The organism is Brevibacterium sp. UCMA 11752 (genome assembly GCF_021532235.1).
Lineage (GTDB): Bacteria > Actinomycetota > Actinomycetes > Actinomycetales > Brevibacteriaceae > Brevibacterium > Brevibacterium antiquum.
The window spans coordinates 1,838,658-1,852,517 of the sequence record NZ_JACBOS010000003.1; the positions used below are offsets into that span (position 1 = coordinate 1,838,658).

The 13,860-nt window shown below is 61.4% G+C and carries 14 protein-coding genes; 6 read left to right on the forward strand and 8 right to left on the reverse strand.

The window, feature by feature from the left end; translation table 11 throughout:
- Positions 1-78: 78 nt before the first annotated feature.
- From HU144_RS08225 to bla, 3 genes are all read right to left on the reverse strand, one after another.
- The gene (locus HU144_RS08225) at positions 79-852 is read right to left on the reverse strand and encodes an NAD(P)-binding domain-containing protein (protein WP_235350943.1); all 774 of its coding nucleotides are present in this window, start codon (positions 850-852) and stop codon (positions 79-81) included.
- A gap of 107 nt (positions 853-959) precedes the next feature.
- Positions 960-1,427, reverse strand: coding sequence for an SRPBCC family protein (locus HU144_RS08230; RefSeq protein WP_235350944.1), 468 nt, complete (start codon positions 1,425-1,427; stop codon positions 960-962).
- An 86-nt stretch (positions 1,428-1,513) separates the two neighbouring features.
- Entirely contained in the window at positions 1,514-2,428 is a 915-nt protein-coding gene (gene bla / locus HU144_RS08235) for a class A beta-lactamase (RefSeq protein WP_235350945.1), read from the reverse strand.
- Between the two features lie 147 nt (positions 2,429-2,575).
- On the opposite strand from bla, the gene HU144_RS08240 reads away from it, so the two are divergent.
- Together HU144_RS08240 and HU144_RS08245 are read left to right on the forward strand one after the other, a co-directional pair.
- Entirely contained in the window at positions 2,576-3,550 is a 975-nt protein-coding gene (locus HU144_RS08240) for a LysR family transcriptional regulator (RefSeq protein WP_235350946.1), read from the forward strand.
- Positions 3,547-4,446: a serine hydrolase gene (locus HU144_RS08245; protein ID WP_235350947.1), complete on the forward strand. Its 900-nt coding sequence runs from the start codon at positions 3,547-3,549 to the stop codon at positions 4,444-4,446. Before HU144_RS08240 ends, HU144_RS08245 begins: the two co-directional genes overlap by 4 nt.
- On the opposite strand, the gene HU144_RS08250 is transcribed toward HU144_RS08245, so the two are convergent.
- The gene (locus HU144_RS08250; RefSeq protein WP_235350948.1) at positions 4,439-5,446 is read right to left on the reverse strand and encodes a helix-turn-helix transcriptional regulator; all 1,008 of its coding nucleotides are present in this window, start codon (positions 5,444-5,446) and stop codon (positions 4,439-4,441) included. The genes HU144_RS08245 and HU144_RS08250 overlap by 8 nt on opposite strands.
- A 108-nt stretch (positions 5,447-5,554) precedes the next feature.
- On the opposite strand from HU144_RS08250, the gene HU144_RS08255 reads away from it, so the two are divergent.
- Both HU144_RS08255 and HU144_RS08260 read left to right on the forward strand, forming a co-directional pair.
- The gene (locus HU144_RS08255) at positions 5,555-5,956 is read left to right on the forward strand and encodes a VOC family protein (protein WP_235350949.1); all 402 of its coding nucleotides are present in this window, start codon (positions 5,555-5,557) and stop codon (positions 5,954-5,956) included.
- A gap of 94 nt (positions 5,957-6,050) precedes the next feature.
- Positions 6,051-6,407: a response regulator transcription factor gene (locus HU144_RS08260; protein WP_235350950.1), complete on the forward strand. Its 357-nt coding sequence runs from the start codon at positions 6,051-6,053 to the stop codon at positions 6,405-6,407.
- Positions 6,408-6,593: 186 nt separating this feature from the next.
- Here HU144_RS08260 and HU144_RS08265 read toward each other — a convergent pair whose 3' ends face one another.
- The 4 genes from HU144_RS08265 to HU144_RS08280 all read right to left on the reverse strand — a co-directional run bounded on the left by HU144_RS08265 (position 6,594) and on the right by HU144_RS08280 (position 10,257).
- Positions 6,594-7,430, reverse strand: a complete 837-nt coding sequence (locus HU144_RS08265) for a MetQ/NlpA family ABC transporter substrate-binding protein (RefSeq protein WP_235350951.1) — start codon at positions 7,428-7,430, stop codon at positions 6,594-6,596.
- A gap of 56 nt (positions 7,431-7,486) precedes the next feature.
- Positions 7,487-8,161 (reverse strand): methionine ABC transporter permease, encoded by a 675-nt coding sequence (locus tag HU144_RS08270; protein ID WP_198396768.1) that lies wholly within the window; start codon positions 8,159-8,161, stop codon positions 7,487-7,489.
- On the reverse strand, positions 8,161-9,129 hold the full coding sequence (locus HU144_RS08275; protein WP_235350952.1) for a methionine ABC transporter ATP-binding protein: 969 nt from the start codon (positions 9,127-9,129) through the stop codon (positions 8,161-8,163). The genes HU144_RS08270 and HU144_RS08275 overlap by 1 nt, the downstream gene beginning before the upstream one ends.
- Before the next feature lie 192 nt (positions 9,130-9,321).
- On the reverse strand, positions 9,322-10,257 hold the full coding sequence (locus tag HU144_RS08280; RefSeq protein WP_235350953.1) for a MurR/RpiR family transcriptional regulator: 936 nt from the start codon (positions 10,255-10,257) through the stop codon (positions 9,322-9,324).
- A 71-nt stretch (positions 10,258-10,328) separates the two neighbouring features.
- On the opposite strand from HU144_RS08280, the gene HU144_RS08285 reads away from it, so the two are divergent.
- Both HU144_RS08285 and HU144_RS08290 read left to right on the forward strand, forming a co-directional pair.
- Positions 10,329-11,861 (forward strand): AbgT family transporter, encoded by a 1,533-nt coding sequence (locus HU144_RS08285; protein WP_235350954.1) that lies wholly within the window; start codon positions 10,329-10,331, stop codon positions 11,859-11,861.
- Positions 11,862-11,909: 48 nt separating this feature from the next.
- Positions 11,910-13,835: a CocE/NonD family hydrolase gene (locus tag HU144_RS08290; RefSeq protein WP_235350955.1), complete on the forward strand. Its 1,926-nt coding sequence runs from the start codon at positions 11,910-11,912 to the stop codon at positions 13,833-13,835.
- Positions 13,836-13,860 lie beyond the last annotated feature (25 nt).

Sequence of the window (13,860 nt, forward strand, 5' to 3'; positions counted from 1 at the left end):
GGCACCTCGGCGATCCTTGGTTCTGTTCCAGCGGTGATCGCAGAGGGCTGGCAAGCACAGCGCGTGAGAGCGGTTTCCTCAGTCCTTGCCGGTCACTCGGGCGAAGACGCGGTCGAGAGAGGTCGAAAGTGCGGCGACGTTGTTCTCGTCCATCCACTCTCTGTGAAGCATCTCGTTGAGGCCGCCCGGGGTCTCGTGCCCGGCGACGAGATCTGCGAACGAGGAATCGGTTGTGGCGAGCTTGTTGCCCAGTCCGGCGAACTGGCCGCGGACGATGCTGTCGGCATCAGTTCTGCCCCACCCCTGCTGCACAAGCCAATCTGCGATCGTCTGCAGGTAAGCGTAGTAGGCCGACATCGTCGCAGTGGTGGCCGACAGTGTGCTGAAGAGCTGTTCCGAATCCGCGACGACGGTGCCGCCGAGGGCGTCAAAGAATTCTTCGACGCCGAGGTGAGCGGGGTAGACCGGAGTGACGCCTTGGCGCTCACGCACGGGCGGCAGCGGGATCACACGGACGATGGTGGGGTTCTGCGGCAGCAGTGGGGAAAGCTCCTTGACCGAGACTCCGGCAACTGCACTGATGAAGGTGCGATCCGCGGGAATGTCGAGTTCGGTGAGCACCGCTTGGGTCTGCTGGGGCAGCACCGCGAGGATGATGTGCTCACTGCAATCGATGACTTCTTGATTGCTCGCACAGACCTTGACCCCGTCGAAGTCGTTCGCCAGCTTGGCTGAGCGTTCGGCATTCCTGGGAGAGAGGAAGAAGTCCGGGTGATCGTCACCGCCACATGATCCTTCGACGATCGCAGATGCGATCTCGCCGACTCCGATGATCCCGATTGCGGATGTCATTGCGGTCCTCCTGGTGACGTCGTTGTAAACGTGGGAGCGGGGGAAGCCCCATAGGCGCATTGTGCCACTGCTCAAGAGGCGATACAGCGGAGACTCGGAATCCAGGCTCAGCGCTGTTCGATGACCTTCTTGATGGCAGCGAGGGTCTCTGGGATGCCGGCTCGCGCGGCCGAGGTTCGTTCGGCGATCTGCTCGGCGGCTTGGTCCCCGTATTTCTCCTCGAAGAAGGCCTGCCCCTCCGGCAGGAACTCCCACGACTCGGTGAGCAAAGTGCCTCCATCCATTGCCTCCACACGGTAGGTCCAGTGAACCCGGCCCGGCCCCACGCTCCACCCGAAGGCACGCCCATCATCGGCGACGACAACCTGGCTTCGGGTCTGCCACTCACGACCCGGGGTGACGTTGCGCCCGGTGAACCACGCTCCCATTCGTGGACCGTCGCCCTCGTCCCACCAGCACTCTTGGCAGATCGGTGACCATTCGCCGGTTCGGGTCACGTCCGAGACAGTCTCGTAGACGGTAGCCGGATCGGCATTGATCAGGATGGAATCGGCAAAGGTCAGAGATTCGGTCATGCTGGCAACTTTACCGATTTCTCAGATCGGCTCCGACTCGCAATGTGTCAACGTGGTGCGCATAGCACTACGCTGCGACGGTCTCCTCATTCGAAGCTGCCGAGAACGGCCTCCGCAGCTGCCTTGACGATGGCCGGCCCGTCCTCGGAGTCCGGATCTTCGGTCTCGGTGAGCACTGTGATGACGATGGGGTCCTCACCCGGCGGGTAGACGAAGGCGATGTCGTTCTGGATGGCATCGGAATGTCCCGACTTGTCCTTCACGATCCACTCCTCTGGTGCACCCGCGCGGATGAGGGGGTCACCGGTCTCATTGTCCGACATCCATTCGAGCAGCACAGCACGGTCGTCCGGAGACAGTCGGTCGGGGTTGAGCAGGCCCTGCATGTCAGTTGTGTAGGCAGCGGGAGTCGTGGTGTTGTCGGGGCTGCCGGGGTCGATGGCGTTGAGTTCCGGTTCTTCGTCGATGACCTCGGTGGTCGGGTCGCCGGCGTCTTCGAGCGCCTCATCGAGTCCCTGGGGTCCGCCGATCTCGTCGAGCACGATGTTCATTGCCGCATTGTCACTGACCCGCAGCGCGCTTTCGGCAATATCTTCCAGCGGCAGTCCGGTATCGACGTGTTTCTCCGTCACCGGTGTCCAGCCGGCGGCGTCGACATCGGCCTGGGTCCATGTCACCACTTCGTCGAGTTCTTCGGGTGTGGTTGCGGCGAGCAGTTCGGCCACCGCGAACACCTTGAGCGTCGATGCGAATCCGAAGCGCTCATCGGAGCGATGGTCCACGGTTGAACCGTCTCCGGTGTCGATCGCGCTGACTCCGACTCTCGCTTCGTATTCGTTCTCGACTGCTTCGAGCTGCGCTGTGACCTCCTGCTGCTGCGTTCGGTCCGGACTCGGTGTCGGACTGGCCGATTCCGTCTGCGCGTCGGCGGGTGAGCAGCCAGTGGCCATGACAAGCGTCAGGGCTGCTGCGGTCAGAAGCTTCACTGGTCGTCTGTTCATATGGTTGATCCGTTCTCTCATCGGTTCACATCTCATGCCGGGTTCGCCCTGCTGAGAACTACTGTTCACGACTTCTCTCATGCGGTCGAACACGGTTTCAGTGCATCGCATACCGAAAACGCATAACAGGACGCATACTATGGGGTGATGGACCTGATTGAGGCCTGCCGTACATTCACCGCCGTCAGCGAGCTGGAAAGCATGACTCTGGGCGCCGCGGCCAATGGAATTCCCCAGCCGGTCGCCAGCAGGCGCATCGCCGGGCTGGAGAAGCAGTTCGGGGCACGGCTGCTCGACCGGACTGGCAGGGGAGTCAATCTCACACCGTTCGGCCGTGACATGCTCGCCTCTGCGACGCGCTTAGTCGAACTGGCCGATGAGATGATGCTCGATGCCGACAGAGCCAAGCTCCGACCGGTCTCCCTCGCAGTGCCGACGTCGTGCGCGACGCGCGACCTCGCGGTGTTGGCCGCCTCGGCGAATTCTCGGGGCCTGCGCATCGACTTCCATACCGGACCGCCGAGCCGAAGGGATGAAGACCTCACCGCTCGTCGGGTCAGAGCGGCACTGCGATCCGTCCCCGCCCAAGAAGGCGTATGGGCCGTTCCGCTGGGGTGCGCACACCGGTCCGGGATGCTGCATCCGGTGCGGATCGCCGATCTGCGGAGGGCACGGACACGGGTCCCGGGCGACGGCGTGAGGCTTGCAGGTCAGAGGCTCAGGTTGTTGAGCGAGGACAATGTGCCGCATGTACGTGATCGTATTCGGCGGGCCGCGGAAGAGTCTGGCCTTCTGCCGTATCAGGTGGTGACGGATCTGTCCGATCCCGCTGCTGTCGCCGGGGTCCTGGGGGAGGGGGACCTGTTGGTCTGCAGCGCGGACGAAGCCGCGAAACTCGAACTCTCATGGGCTCCGCTGCTTGATCCGGTCGTCGCGAGGGGATATGTCCTGGCAGCCACCTCGGCGGACGATGTCTCGGTCCTCGGGGAGTTCGACGAGGAGATCGCCGACTGTCTGGGCGCGACTTCGGGCGCTCCTGCCTCGACTACGTCGACCGGAGTCGAATCACCTACAGGAGCTGCGTCGACCGGAATCGACTCACCGAGCGAGGCTGCGCAATGAGGAGCGAGGCACGACTGGCCAGGGAGGTCGGCGATGAGCTCGAGGCCGCGGGACTGCGCGCCCGGATCGTGGTCCGCGACCTCGATTCGCAGGCTGAGATCTCGATCGCGGCCGACGGGCCGGTTCCGCTGGCCTCTGTCGTAAAGGTGCCGATCGCCCTCGCCGTCCTCAACCGCATCGCCGATGGTCGGCTCGAAGCCGATCGCCAGGTTCTCGTCGAGCCCCGCCGATGTGAGGCCGGAAGCCTGATGGCTACGAGCCGCTTTCGCCATCCCGCGCGGATCGCAGTTGATGATCTGCTCATGCTCTCGGTGTGCTTCAGCGACAACACGGCCACCGATGCCCTGCTCGACCTCGTCCCCACCGAGGTGGTTCAGCGTGACCTTGACGACCTCGGACTGGGCGGAATCCAGATCCGACACCACCTCGATGCACTGGTCCGGACTCCTCTTGAGAGTCTTCCGCCCCCAGAGGCTCACCTTGCCTACGAACTCGCTCACGCGAACCCCACGCAGGGCGCTGGGCATCGGATCTGGCAGCTCGACGTCTCGCAGGCGAATGTCGCCACAGCTGCAGGGCTGACCGACCTGCTTGCTGAACTGTGGCGCCCCGAGAGGATCGACACTTCGGCCGCTTCCCGGCTGCGAGAGCTCATGGCTGGCAACGTCGTGCGCCACCGACTGGCCCCCGACCTCATGTCCGATGTGGCACGGTGGTCGTCGAAGACCGGCACTCTGCTGCACCTCCGACACGAGATCGGAGTCGTCGAGCACGCCGATGGGCAGACCATAGCGGTCGTGGTGCTCAGCGAATCGAGCAACTCGGCCGCGGTGCAGCCAGCCGCGGAGGCGGCTCTGGGAGCAGCAGCGCGGGCACTGCACGATGCGCTCAGATGAGCTGATCGAATGACAAGTCTCGGCCGTACTCGATCAGCTCGGCGCCGATCCGTGCCAACTCGGCGCGAAGCTCGGGCGGTGACAGCACTTCGACCGTTTGCCCCCACCCGGCCAACTGTTCGGCCAGTGCGACGATGAGGTGGGCCCTCACCTCGGCGATGGTGAAATCTGAGTCCCCGGTGACGACGGTGAAGTACCTGCCGAAGTGTGCGGAGAGGATCGAAACGGTCCAGTTCGGACAGCGGATCGTCGCCGTGACGGATGAGCGAAGCGCCTCCACCTCCTCGACATGCGCGGCCCAGTAGGAGGCGAGGTCGAAATCGAGATCAGTCGCCGAGGCAGTGATGTGTCCCGAAGTCATACCGCCGGGGGCATCGGCATTCGGTTCCACAGCCTCCGCCTCGGTGATGCGGTCAACGCGATAGGTCCGCACCCTGTCGGTGCGGGCGACGAGGTACCAGGTGCCGGCCTTCGCCACGAGCCCGAGCGGACTCGCAGCATGCATGTCGGTGGTTCCATTGCGCCCGGTGTACCTGATGTTGAGGGTCTGGTGATGCACGAGCGCATTACGCAGAGTGCCGAGGCGTTCGTGTCCGTCGTCTGTTGGTGGCGCTTTTCCCCACGTGGTGTGGTCATAGTGGATGCTCGTGGCCAGTGCCTCGGCTTCGGCTCGCAGTGACTCGGGGAGGGCGCGGATGAGCTTGCGGGTGGCCACGCGGGTTTCTGGACCGGAGAGGCCCGCGGTGCCGAGCATCCAGAACAGGGCCCGTGCCTCGTGTCCGGAGAATCCGGTGAGGTTCGTCCTGGCCCCGCCGATGAGCTGCCAGCCGCCGCCTCGACCGGGCTGAACATAGACAGGCACGCCGGCCGTGGACAGTGCCTCGAGATCGCGGCGAGCAGTGGCGATCGAAATCTCGAGCTCCTCAGCAACCTGGGCAGCGGTGACCTTCCCGCGGGTCTGCAGGAAGAGCAGCAGGGCAAAAAGTCGGTCTGCGCGCATAGACGAAGTCTCTCACTAAAAGTGCTCACTTGATGATCACTTTGACTGTGAGACTCGGAGATATCGACCGCACCAGGCGGATGGCAACGCAGAGCGAAGGACAATGACATGAGCATTCTCAAAGGGCTGACCACGATGGTTCTCACCGCAGACGACGTCGACGCAGCAGCCGAGTGGTACGCAGATTTCCTCGGGCAATCTCCCTATTTCCGGCAGCCGCCTGAGGGGCCGGCCGCCTACGTCGAGTTCCGGATAGGTCCAGACGAGGACGAGCTGGGCATCATGGACCGCTCGTATGCGCCGGAGGGAACGGCCGCGGGAAGCAGTTCGGTCACGCATTGGCATGTCGAGGATGTGGAGAAGATCTTCACCGACCTGGTGAGCCGCGGTGCGACGGTGCACACGCCCCTCACGCCGCGTGGACCGGAGTTCGTGACCGCTGCGGTGATGGACCCGTTCGGCAATGTGCTCGGACTCATGTACAGCCCGCACTGGTCTGGCCAGCACTGATCTCGGCAGCACTGGTCAGGCCAGCACTGATCGCGAAGTGAGACGGGATGTGGCGCCGCAGGCGGACTCAGGCGTCGCGCTTGCGCAGCACCAGATGACCCAACAGCAGTCCCGCCGCGGCCCAACCCAACAGCACCAAGACCGCGGTCGGCTGGCGGGAGGCGCGGCCTTCCTCTCTCCGCGGTTGGCGCACCGCGTGATCGATCGGTTCCGTTCCGGGCCCCGACCCGATGCCGCGGCGCAGGAATCCGTCGCGGCACTGTCCGCTCGAGAGCGCGATGTGCTTGCGCTGGTGGGAGCGGGAAGAGCGAACTCCGAGGTAGCGCGAGAGCTCTACCTCACGGAAGGCACCGTCAAAGGCTACGTCAGCGCGATCCTGAGCAAACTCGGCGCCGAGAATCGAGTGCAGGCTGCGATCCTGGCCCACCATGCCGAGTTTATCGCGGAGTGATCGTCGGCGTGCCGAGATCGCCGTTCGGCGACGCAGACCCTCTGGACCAGGAGGTCGAGGCACCCATGAATGTGGGCCCGCGTGCGATTCTGACTCAGAAATCGCACGCAGGCCCACAATGACGAGCTTCAGGAGCGTGAAATGCTCACTTGGAACTCAGAATCTCACGATTCAGAAGCCTCCACCTCAGAAGCTGGGCAGGACCGATCCGTCGGACCACTTCTTCTCGATGAACTTCTTCACCTCGGGGGAGTGGAGGAGCTCGTCGAGCTTCTTGATGTTCTCATCGTCCTTGTTCTCGGTGCGCGTGGCGAGGAAGTTGCCGTAGGGGTTGTCCTCGGCACCTTCGAGCAGGATTCCGTCCTTGGCCGGGTTGAGGCCGGCTTCCAGGGCGTTGTTGCCGTTGATGACCGAGGCGTCGACGTCTTCGAGGGTGCGCGCCAATTGAGCGGCGTCGGCTTCAACGAACTCGACCTTCTTCGGGTTGCCCTCGACGTCGGAGAGCTTCGCATCGACCGCGTCGACACCGTCCTTGAGTGTGATGACCTTGGCCTCTTCGAGCATCTTCAGTGCACGGCCCTGGTTGGCAGGATCGTTGTTGATGCCGATCTTCGCACCCTTGGGCAGGTCCTTGACGTCCTTGATGTCGTTCGAGAACAGGGCGAAGGGCTCGAGGTTGATCGGGTCGAACGCGGTGAGCTCGTAGCCCTGTCCTTCGATCTCGGAGTCGAGGTAGGGCTTGTGCTGGAAGTAGTTGGCGTCGATGTCGCCATCGGACAGAGCCTTGTTGGGCAGGGTGTAGTCCGTGTATTCGGTGACCTCGATGTCGAGGCCGGCATCCTCGGCGAGATTCTCGTCGACGAAGTTCAGGATGTCGCCCTGCGGCACCGGGGTGGCACCGACGGTGAGCTTGGTGATGTCGCCGTCCTTCTCGCCGACGGAGTCGGTTCCGCCGCCGACGAGGCCGCAGCCCGAGAGTAGCAAGGTCGCACTCGCAGCGATGGCGATGAGTTTGGTCTTCATGGTTCTCCTTGAGTGATGTGCTTCGTCGCAGTGACGAGATTTCAGGTGGTTCAGGTTCAGCGGTGGTCGACGGCGCGGGCGATGCGGTCGCCGATGAATTGGATGAGGGTGACGATGACGACGAGGACGATGATGCAGGCGATCATCGTGTCCGCCTGGTAGCGCTGATAACCGTAGGAGATTGCCAACGCACCGAGTCCGCCTCCGCCCACGGCCCCGGCCATGGCCGTGTAGGACACCAGAGTCACCGAGGTGACCGTTGCGGCTCCGATCAGGCCGGGCTTCGCCTCGGGGACGTAGACCTGCCGGACCACCTGCCCGTTCGACGCCCCCATCATCAGTGCCGCCTCGACCTTCCCTTCCGAGACCTCACGCAGGGAGTTCTCGACGAGGCGGGCGTAGAAGGGGATCGCACCGATGGTCAGCGACACCACGGTCGCCTGCCAGCCCAAGGCTGAACCCACGACGAAGCGGGCGAAGGGGATGAGGGCGATGATGAGGATGATGAAGGGTATCGAGCGCGTGATGTCGACGATGATCGACAGCACTCGGTAGAGCACGGGACGCGCTTTGAGCCCGCCTTTTGAGCTGGTGAACAGCCAGATACCCAGGGGCAGTCCGATGAGGACGGCCAGCCCGGTCGACCACAGGGTCATGAGCAGGGTCTCGATGGTGGCGGGCAGCATCTGCTGCGTGATCGCCGGGTTGTCGAACCATGTCGGATCGTTCATCAGGCTGCCACCTCCGCGTAGATTCCGTCGGCTTCCAGAGCCGTGATGAGCTCCTTCGACGCAGCGGCAGAGCCGACCGTGAAGCGGATTCGCCCGACCTGGCTGCCCTCGATGGTTTCGACGGCACCGGCGAGGATCGCATCGGCGCTGACTCCGGCCGACTGCGCGCTGGTCAGGACCTTGGGCAGGCTCGTTCCGGACAAGGACACCTCGACGAGTGCGGTGTCCCCGTCATCAAGGCCGATGGGCGGAAGGGGGACGAGATCCTTGGCCAGGGTTGAGCCGGGTTCGGAGATCACCTCGGCGAGTTTGCCGGTCTTGGCCACGCGACCATCGGCCAGGAGAGTCACCGAGTCGCAGATCTCGCGGATGACGGACATCTCGTGGGTGATGATGAGAACGGTGATGCCCAGGCGATCGCGCAGGGAGCGGATGAGGCCCAGGATCTGGTCCGTGGTGGTGGCATCCAGCGCCGAGGTGGGCTCATCGCACAGGAGGACCTTGGGTTCGGCAGCCAGCGCCCGGGCAATGCCCACGCGCTGTTTCTGTCCGCCGGAGAGCTGGGCGGGGTAGTTGTCGGCACGGTCGCCGAGGCCCACGATCTCGAGCAGCTCACGGGCCTTGGCCAGACGTTCGGACTTGGCGACGCCGGCGATCTGGAGTGGGTGGGCCACATTGTGCAGGGCGGTGCGCGAATCGAGGAGGTTCACGTGCTGGAAGACCATGCCGATGCTGCGGCGAGCCTCGCGCAGTCCCGAACCGGACTGGTCGGTGATGTCCACCTCGTCGATGGAGACAGTGCCGGAGCTCGGGCGTTCGAGTCCGGTCAGACACCGAATGAGCGTGGATTTGCCGGCACCGGAGCGGCCGACGATGCCATGGATCTCTCCGGCGGGGACCGACAGATCGATCTCCTCCAGAGCGACGGTGTCTCCGAACACCTTCCGCAGACTGCGCAGCTCGATCACAGGCGGCTCCTCTTGTGGGTGGGATGGGGTAATAGCGACATGAACCTACGGTTCAGTAGTGCCGATGATTCAGCATGTCAAGGAGTCCGCTCTGCCTCGGGCATCGGCGTCATAAAAAGACGCACAACCGGGCGTTCGTGACCAAGGACACGCGGTTTGGGTGCATTCGCCCCACCTTCGCGGGATCGATGCTCAGGGTGACTTCTTGGCACGGGCATCCTCGAGAGCGAAATAGATTTCGTCATGAGCCCGAATGGAGTCAACCCCTAGTCCATCTAACTCCTCTGTGATCACAGCAAGAAGAACATGGATGAGGGCTGATGCTGCGACAAGTGAAGGGAAATGTGAACTTCCCTCGGCAGGGATGACCAGCATGTCATCGATGTAAGGCGTCAGGTGGGAGAATCGGGTGTCAGAGATGAGCATGACCCGAAGCCCACGGTCCTTGGCTACCCTGGCAATTGCTTCGAACTCGGCGGGAGTGCGCCAAAAATTCATGATGAGGATGACATCTCCGATGTCGGCGGAGGACATCGCAGTGTGAGCGGCCCTGCCGCCCCATCCCACGGGTATCGTAGTGAGGCCAAGTCGCGCACCGACATGAGCGAACTGTGTCAACGGGCCCAAATAGCTTCCCGACCCGTAGAGGAGAATCTTCGCCAAGGCTTCGGGGTGCTCATGAGTGCCATGGATGAGGTTGTGCGCAAAATTGCGACACATCTCGGGGTCGAGTGAATTCCTCAAGTTGTTCATGGTCACGACATCAGAGAGAAGCGCCGCGTCGATGACAGAACCTTCATGATTGGAATGGATCTCCAATAGGTCATTGGCATCGAGGTCGGCGAGAAACATTGCGCGCAGCTCCTGCTGCAGATCGGTCCATCCATTGCATCCGAGTAGTTTTGCACTGCGCATTACGGTGGCCGGGTCCACCCCGACGCGACGAGCGAAGTCAGCGACCGTCGCAGACGTTGCATACTGCGGCGAGCCCGCTAATGCTCGAACAACGCGCGACGATTGCTTCCCCAGGCGGCGATGTCCGAGCTTGGAGAGAATCCATTCCTCAACGCGACTCACTGGGTCGGCAGACTGAAATTCACGGTCTTCATCAGAACTTTCGTATTGCATAATCCCTACTTTGCAATATAGCCTCGTGTTTGTCACAGAGTCGTGCCCACCAGATGTTGAGGAACTCATACATGTCCGACAAGCACACCTTGAGCCGACCCGGGGTCGGAATCCGTACGCTCAATGTAATAGAAAATATAGGAAACCGACTGCCGCACCCAGTCTGGCTCTTCGTTGTACTTTCGATCGTGCTCGCGCTGGCCAGCGCTTTGTTGAACCTCGGCGGAGTCGTCGCAGTCAAGCCAGATGGCGAAGAAGCACCCATCAACAATCTTGCCAGCATTGATGGCATCCGCTTCGCTTTATCAAGCGTGATCGACAACTTCATGACCTTTCCGCCTCTGGGCGTTGCTCTCGTCGCCCTGCTCGGACTGGCGGTGGCAGATCGTTCTGGGTTGATCACGGCATTCATGCGCCAATCGCTGGCACGGGTCTCACCGCGGTTTCTCACGCCCGTCGTTGCCTTCACTGGTTCAGTGGCACACGTGGCGGGTGACGCTGGGTACATCATCCTCATTCCACTTGCAGGAATCATCTACCGCTCAATGGGGCGAAGCCCTATCACCGGTGCACTCGTCGCATTGGCGGCGCTCTCCGGAGGATCGTCAGCAAGCCCGATCCTCATTCCCAATGACGCCATCTTCTCCGGATTGACAACCGCAGCCGCACAGACTGTCGACCCGAACTACGTGATGACTCCAGTCGGCAACATCTACTTCACCGTCGTCTCCTCTCTGTTTCTCACCCTTGTCATCACCGTCGTTGTCGATGGTTTTCTATCTAAACGCATCGAGGCAAGACTTCCTGTCGACACCGCCAAGCTCGAAGAAGCTCACCATGAACCTCTATCTTCCATTGAGATCAAGGCACTGCGGAATGTCGGAATCGCCCTAGTCGCGTATACGATCGCCATCGTCCTCGCGATGATACCGGCCGGATCTCCTCTGCGTGGAGAGGACGGCGGCGTCATTGATTCGGTGCTGATCAAAAGCGTCGCAGTATTCCTAGCACTGTTCTTTGCCATCGCAGGAACGGTATATGGAATCACGATCAAGAAGATCCGGACCAGCTCGGACATTCCAGATCTTGCCGCCGACGGACTCAAAGACATCACACCCATCTTGGTGCTGTTCTTTGCCGTTTCTCAGTTCCTTGCCTACTTCAATTGGACCAACATCGGAACTCTCATCGCCACTCGCGGCGCGCATTTTCTCGAAGGTATCGATGCTCCCGTACCGATCATCTTTGGCGGCATGCTGGTCATCGTCAGCGTCATGAACTTCTTCATCACCAGTGGAAGCGCTCAATGGTCTCTCGTTGGTCCCGTCTTCGTCCCGATGTTCATGCTCTTGGATATCTCACCAGAGACAACTACTGCGCTTTACAGGATCGCCGATTCCTGTACCAATATCCTGACACCTATGAGCCCCTATTTCGCGCTGACCATCGGAATCATGCGTGGATATCGCAAAGACATCGGAATCGGCAGTCTCTTTTCACTGACCCTTCCTCTATCGATCGCGCTCTTCGCCGTGTGGACAGTCGTCTTCGCGCTGTGGTACCTCATTGGTCTCCCACTCGGCCCTGGCGCACCAATTCGTTGAACTCGTTAGTGAATGCTGTCGAACGAACCCGGAAACGAAAGAGATGAAGTGAACGAACCACGCACTGCCCCACAGTCGGCCACCGATCGCAACGCCTATTCCAGTTGGCGACTCTCACCGACGGCATACAGCGCCAAACGCAGTTTCGACTTCGAGGTACCCGTCACCCCGCAATCTCTCTACATTTCCATGGCTGACGAGGTTCGGCTGGCGGCCGACGTATTCCTCCCCTCGGTGTCTGGGGCGCCAGCGGAGGGAGAACGTCCAACCATACTGATCTTCACTCCGTACTACCGCCGATTCGCGCTCGAGGCCGACGCCGATTCGTCAGCGGTAGAAACGTCACCCAACACCGCCCGCTATCGCGATTTGTTCACACCCGCCGGATACAACGTCGTCGTCGTTGATGTGCGCGGCACTGGCGCAAGCTTCGGCCATCGGGAAGGCTTTCGTTCGCCCACCGAACGCAATGACTATTACGAGGTGGCGGAATGGGTGTGCCGACAGAGCTGGTCGGACGGGCGAATAGGCGTCACCGGAATCTCCTACCTCGGCGCAGCAGCTGACTTCCTTGCGAGCACCGGACATCCGGCGGTGAAGGCAATCGCACCCCTGTTCTCGGTATGGGACACCTATGAGAACAATTATTTTCCCGGTGGAGTCCAACTCTTCGATCTTATCGAGTCCTATTCGCAGTTGATGATCGGACTGGACCAGGACGATCGGGAGGCAATTCGACCGTTCGAATCATACGCACACCCAGCATTCGACGGTCCTGCTCCTGTTGATGAGGGCCTCAACGAAGTGGACCGGGATGCAGCGCTTCTTGATCACCGGGCGAACTATCGTCATGCCGACATGATGCGCGAGTTCGTGATGAGGGAGAAGCCACTGCCTTATGATCCGGACTACTCGTCGGCCAGCTTCAGTCCCTACTTCTATAGCGACGGCATTCGAGAGGACGTGGCAATCTATTCGGTATCCGGTTGGATGGATGGTGCCGGGTATGCCAACGGAGCGATAGCGCGCTTTCTGACGAAGAATCGGAACCCGCATCACTTGCTGCTCGGGCCCTGGGACCATGGTGCGCGCAGTCATGTTTCGCCGTGGAGCGACGAGGGGAAACCCGATGAGGTCTGGTGGTTCGAGATACTCCGTTTCTTTGACGAATATCTTGCTGGTCAGGACACCGGCATTCGCGAGGAGGCTCCGGTCCACTACTACACCATGCATGCGGAAGAATGGCGATCGAGCACGTCCTGGCCATTGGCCTCCGCGACAACACGGTATGAACTTGCCGCTGATGGAAGTTTGAAACTGCAGCCGAAGACTGCCGTGGCAAGTGAGCTGGTCGCCCAGTCGAACGTACGGGCTGACCAGCATTCGACGATCACACGCGATTGTGACCTGGTCGACTACGCGGTCGATTTTGGTGCGGGGACTGGAAACAGTACAAGATTTGAGCGCATTGCTGGTAAGTCGGTATCGAGGTACTACTCCGATTGGCAGGGCCGAACTGACCACCACCTCGTCTTCGAAACATCTGCATTGAACGAGAACATCGAACTCGTGGGACATGCAATTGTCACCCTCCAATTGTCGAGCGATCAGGCCGATGGCACGGTGTTCGTCTACCTCACCGAAGTGGAGGCGGATGGGACCGAACGCTACGTCACCGAGGGGCTGCTGCGCCTCATTCACCGAGTGGAGTCCGATAATCCAGGCACCATAGAGACAACCTGGCCTTATCGCTCCTTCAATGAAAGCGATGCGCAGCCAATGATCCCGGGCAAACTGGAATCAGTTCGCATTCCGCTCCTCCCCACGGCCTGGCGTTTTTCACCGGGCAGCTCAATTCGCCTGTCCCTTGCCGGCGCTGATGCCGACCATGCAACTCAAAGTCCGCACGGTCGCCCGCCTCATTTGAAGTTCGGAGTCAACGGTCCGTCCACCATTGAATTCCCTACAAGTTGACCGATAACTCTGAACAACTGAAGTC

Excerpts from the sequence above, each read along its gene's own strand:
- HU144_RS08285 (WP_235350954.1), top strand. The coding sequence starts at position 10,329 with ATGTCCGACAAGCACACCTTGAGCCGACCCGGGGTCGGAATCCGTACG.
- HU144_RS08270 (WP_198396768.1), bottom strand. The coding sequence starts at position 8,161 with ATGAACGATCCGACATGGTTCGACAACCCGGCGATCACGCAGCAGATG.
- HU144_RS08250 (WP_235350948.1), bottom strand. The coding sequence starts at position 5,446 with ATGCGCGCAGACCGACTTTTTGCCCTGCTGCTCTTCCTGCAGACCCGC.
- HU144_RS08240 (WP_235350946.1), top strand. The coding sequence starts at position 2,576 with ATGGACCTGATTGAGGCCTGCCGTACATTCACCGCCGTCAGCGAGCTG.
- bla (WP_235350945.1), bottom strand. The coding sequence starts at position 2,428 with ATGAACAGACGACCAGTGAAGCTTCTGACCGCAGCAGCCCTGACGCTT.
- HU144_RS08265 (WP_235350951.1), bottom strand. The coding sequence starts at position 7,430 with ATGAAGACCAAACTCATCGCCATCGCTGCGAGTGCGACCTTGCTACTC.
- HU144_RS08230 (WP_235350944.1), bottom strand. The coding sequence starts at position 1,427 with ATGACCGAATCTCTGACCTTTGCCGATTCCATCCTGATCAATGCCGAT.
- HU144_RS08255 (WP_235350949.1), top strand. The coding sequence starts at position 5,555 with ATGAGCATTCTCAAAGGGCTGACCACGATGGTTCTCACCGCAGACGAC.
- HU144_RS08260 (WP_235350950.1), top strand. The coding sequence starts at position 6,051 with ATGACCCAACAGCAGTCCCGCCGCGGCCCAACCCAACAGCACCAAGAC.
- HU144_RS08225 (WP_235350943.1), bottom strand. The coding sequence starts at position 852 with ATGACATCCGCAATCGGGATCATCGGAGTCGGCGAGATCGCATCTGCG.
- HU144_RS08245 (WP_235350947.1), top strand. The coding sequence starts at position 3,547 with ATGAGGAGCGAGGCACGACTGGCCAGGGAGGTCGGCGATGAGCTCGAG.
- HU144_RS08280 (WP_235350953.1), bottom strand. The coding sequence starts at position 10,257 with ATGCAATACGAAAGTTCTGATGAAGACCGTGAATTTCAGTCTGCCGAC.